The following is a 4171-nucleotide window of genomic DNA, read 5'->3' on the forward strand; positions in this document are numbered from 1 at the left end:
ACTCTAGTATTGACAATCGTGTACGATAGGGTATGGCAGCCTTCAGTTGCAAACTCAAAGTAGCCAAGCGGTTCGCGGATTTTCAGCGCCACGCAGGAACACAGCTAGCGGTTTCGCGCAACCGGCAAACATCCTCTGCCACATTGGCTAGACTCCATGCCCGTATTGCCAATATCCGAGAGGGTTTTACCCACAAGCTAACAATTTACTAGAAGCAGACTACAGTCTGCTTCTAGTAACTATCAGATACGAATGCGTTCGGGGCAGGAAGAGAACGGTGCACACTTTTGTGCACTTTCTTGGTAGCAGTTCATTGTCTTTCTCTGTGGACAGGGCTTAGTACAACTGGAGCGACTTTAGCTGCTTATCGAACATGTGGATAGTATCCACAAAGCGCGCTGTTTTTGACTGCGTGGAAATAACCAGCGATTGAGTACGGGCACCTCCTTTGAAGAAACGCACCCCTTTCATGAGCATGCCAGGGGTAATGCCACAGGCAGCAAAGAGCACCGTTTCCCCAGAGGCTAATTCCTCGGCCTCATAGACTTTATCGGGATCCGTAATACCGGCTCTTTTTAGCTCTTCAAGGTTGCCTTCGCGGGTGCGATTGGCCCATTCCTTGGTCATGACCACCGCGGGATCATAGACCAATTGGCCTTGAAAGTGTCCGCCCAATGCCCGCATGGCAGCAGCGGAAATTACCCCTTCGGGCGCAGCCCCAATACCCATGAGGGCGTGAATATTGGTACCAGAAAAGGCACAGGAGAGAGCCGCCGAAACGTCGCCATCGGTAATAAGTTGAACACGGGCACCGGCATCGCGAATTTCTTGAATCAGATCATTGTGGCGATCGCGCTTCATGACCACCACCACCAATTCATCAATGGCGCGATCAAGACATTCCGAGAGAATTTTCAGGTTTTCTGTTGCCGAGTTGCGAATGTCCACTTTACCTTTAGCAGCAGGGGGCGCAGCCAGTTTCTTCATGTAAAAGTCGGGAGCTGCAAACAACCCCCCTTTTTCGGAAATAGCCAGCACTGCCATTGATCCCGGCTGGCCATAGGCGCAGAGGTTTGTCCCTTCACAGGGGTCAACGGCAATATCAATTTCAATCAGTTCTTCGGGGTTACAGTATTGGGCAGCATCAGGACGGGTACAAATACCCACTTCTTCACCAATATAGAGCATCGGGGCTTCATCCCGTTCCCCTTCGCCAATTACAATGCGGCCACGCATATGGATTTGATTCAGGCGGTTACGCATGGCATCTACGGCCACCTGATCTGCCATGTGTTTATCGCCTTTGCCCATCCACCGTGCTGAGGCGATCGCCGCCTGCTCGACAACCTCAATAATCTCTAAGCCGATGACGTTATCCACACAACCCTCCTAACTGCACAAGTTGATCCCGCAGAGGTTTCCTATCTGAGCTTACAGAACTTTGGTACGCAGAAAATAATTTCTCACTGCAAATTATTTGTTCGCAACTGTAGTTTCATTGCCAAGCCAGCACGCTCTGTTGGTGTTAACGCTTCTCCTCGAGGACTAGGGTGCAGTCAAAAAGAGCAGTTGCTCTGTGGGCAGATGATCTAAGTAATAGCCATCCTGTGCCAACACAATGAACAGGTGAAGGCCACAATCAGGATACAGGTGCAAGTCCGCCCACGGAATGGCCACTTCTAAGCAGGTGTCCACGGCATAGCGGGCATGGGTGGGGCGCTCTTGCCATTGAGAGTTGGCGATCGCCTCTTTGAAGGTGAGCAACTGCTTTTCAAGGTCAATTACTAATTGATGGTGGAACAGGTAGTTGAGGGGCGCTTCGTCGGGACAATCTTGCAGGTCAGAAAGAGGGCTATTGTACGTCACCATGTTGGGGTAGTACCAGCAAAAGTGCAGGGTAGTGATCTCAGTTCCAAAGGGCTGTTTTTGGCTAGGCGCATCGAGGCGCAAATAGATATTCAGGTGATCTACCCCATACCAGAGGCGATTGATTAGGGTTTGGCGGTGCATCGTCCCTCGGCTGCCACCAATGTGAATCCGGCCAGCAAAGTTCCAGTCCTGCTCATCCCCTTTGCCATCAATCTCAGGGTGAATAAAGCCTTGGGGTGGGTAGGTATCCTTGGCTTCATGGACTTCTAAGGGCTCCTTGAGAACCTCAGGAATTGGCTCTGCCAATGCCGTGTAGAGCGCCATTAAATGCTCACGGAAAAGCTGGTCAAACATGGCATCGTGGTTGGAGGAGTGCCCCTCGCCAAACCACCAGAACCAGTCAGAGCCTTCAGCGGCAAATAGAGCTTGCCATGCCGTTGGATTCTTCGTTTCTGTGGCCTCTGGATGGCGCTCAAGGGTTTTGCGGGCAGTGGCCAAATAGTCCCAAGCCTTGTTTTTTACTGGGTCGCCAATCCAAGTGCAGAAATTGCCATCAATCCAAGAGCCACTGTGGAGGGAAGACCCCGAAATCACCGCCCGCGGCGGATATTGTTGCAGATACTCAGCTACCGAGACACAGGCAAAGTGCTCACTGTCACTAAGACCTTGGTAGAGAGCCTCTAAAAAGGGCAGGCCATCGCGGGGATAGTACTCCCAGCAGTTTTCGCCATCGAGGGCAATTGTCACTAACCAAGGCTGTTCCAAGCTCGATCCGCCCCTGCCTTCATGGGCAATGAGTTGTTGGCGAATGCCCTCAAGCTGCTGGAGCAAATCGGCGGCGGCCGCTTCGGGAGCCATGGCACTGTAGGTAAACCCAATCAAATCCGAGAGGCGGTGATCGCGAAAGACAATGTTCAGATCCCCGCGCGCTGTGGTCAAGCGATAGGGTTGATAAAGAATTTCGGCCTGTTGCACCACTCCCCGTTCATTGCGATGAAAGTAGGTGCCCGTTGTCCAACCTAAAACGGCTTCATCGGCGCAAATCCACTCAAACCCCTGCTCCAGAATGGGTTCGAGAATGGCAGGACTGACGGCTTGTTCTGAGGGCCACAGGCCGCGGGGCGATCGCCCAAAAAATTGCTCATAGAGAACTCGTGCCCGCCGCAAATGGCGGTGCACATCTTCGGGGTAGCAAAACCGCTGTTGCGGCAAGGCAATGTTGGGAATCGCCACCTTGGCAGCGTCAGTATCCACCAAAAGGGGCAAAATTGGGTGGGTGTAGGGCGTGGTGGTCACTTCAATTTGGCCGGCCTCCTGCAGAGCGCGGTGCTGGGGGATAATTTGGCTGAGAATTTCCCGTTGCTTGGCAATAATTCGCTGGCGATCGCTCAGGCTAAAGTTGCGCCCCTGAGACAGCCATTGGGCAATTTCTGGCTCCTTCCAATAGAGAGGATCAATCCACGCTAAGTTGTGCCACGCCAACAAATCGCCATAATCTTGGGGCTGCCAATTTTGCCAACACCAAGCTTTCCCCTTGGTTTGCCGCTGCTCGTAGAGTTCCCGATAGCGGGGATGGGGGTCAATCATGGTGCGGTGGTGGGCATCAAAGAAATGCTCAATAATAAACCAGCGCTGTTGATCCGTAAGCTGTTCCACTGGCGTCAGTGTCGCTGTAAGGTAGGGATCGAGCGCCGTGCCGTTGACATAATCCTGAATTTGCAACAACAGCGAGGGGACAAGGTTAATTGTCTGTTTGAGGCGGGGATATTTGGCGAGCACAAGAATGAGGTCTAGGTAATCCTTGGTGCCGTGGAGGCGTACCCAAGGCAGTAGGTATTGACCGCTGCGGCAACTTTTGTAGAGGGGTTGATGTTGGTGCCAAATAAAAGCAACATGCAAGGGATATGCCACAACTAGCTTGCCCCCAATCCTGCAGGACTCCTTCTCCAGTATTTCAGGGGAGTTTAGGCTTGCACCACTTTGTTACGTAAGATGACAAAAGCAGTAACAATCTTAATATAGTCCTTTTCGAGAACAGAGGTGATGCTCCCGCCTCAGCCTCTGTTGTTGGCGCACGGCTGTACTATCCTCTATAGAACTTTCGGGGTTTCAAGGAGCCGCTATGTCAATTGAAAATCAATATAATTTAGGATTTATTAGCGACAATGATATTCGTTCTCACGTAAAAGAAACAATATTGCGGTATCGCTCCTCAATTGACTTCAGAGAATTTCAGAAGCTTAAGATTGATCCAATAAAAGCAACTTTTGATATGGCTGTTTATAATCTGAGTGGTGAAAAG

The 4171-nt window shown here is 51.3% G+C and carries 3 protein-coding genes; 1 reads left to right on the top strand and 2 read right to left on the bottom strand.

What is annotated here, in order from left to right; all coding sequences use genetic code 11:
* Positions 1–336: 336 nt before the first annotated feature.
* Positions 337–1380, bottom strand: coding sequence for a class II fructose-bisphosphatase (gene glpX / locus P3X23_RS02090; protein ID WP_300872682.1), 1044 nt, complete (start codon positions 1378–1380; stop codon positions 337–339).
* A 165-nt stretch (positions 1381–1545) separates the two neighbouring features.
* Positions 1546–3780: a glycoside hydrolase gene (locus tag P3X23_RS02095; protein WP_300872684.1), complete on the bottom strand. Its 2235-nt coding sequence runs from the start codon at positions 3778–3780 to the stop codon at positions 1546–1548.
* A gap of 211 nt (positions 3781–3991) precedes the next feature.
* Here P3X23_RS02095 and P3X23_RS02100 point away from each other — a divergent pair.
* On the top strand, positions 3992–4171 hold a 180-nt coding region (locus tag P3X23_RS02100), incomplete at its 3' end, for an Eco47II family restriction endonuclease (RefSeq protein WP_300872686.1).

This window comes from Thermosynechococcus sp. Uc (assembly GCF_029335995.1).
GTDB lineage: Bacteria > Cyanobacteriota > Cyanobacteriia > Thermosynechococcales > Thermosynechococcaceae > Thermosynechococcus.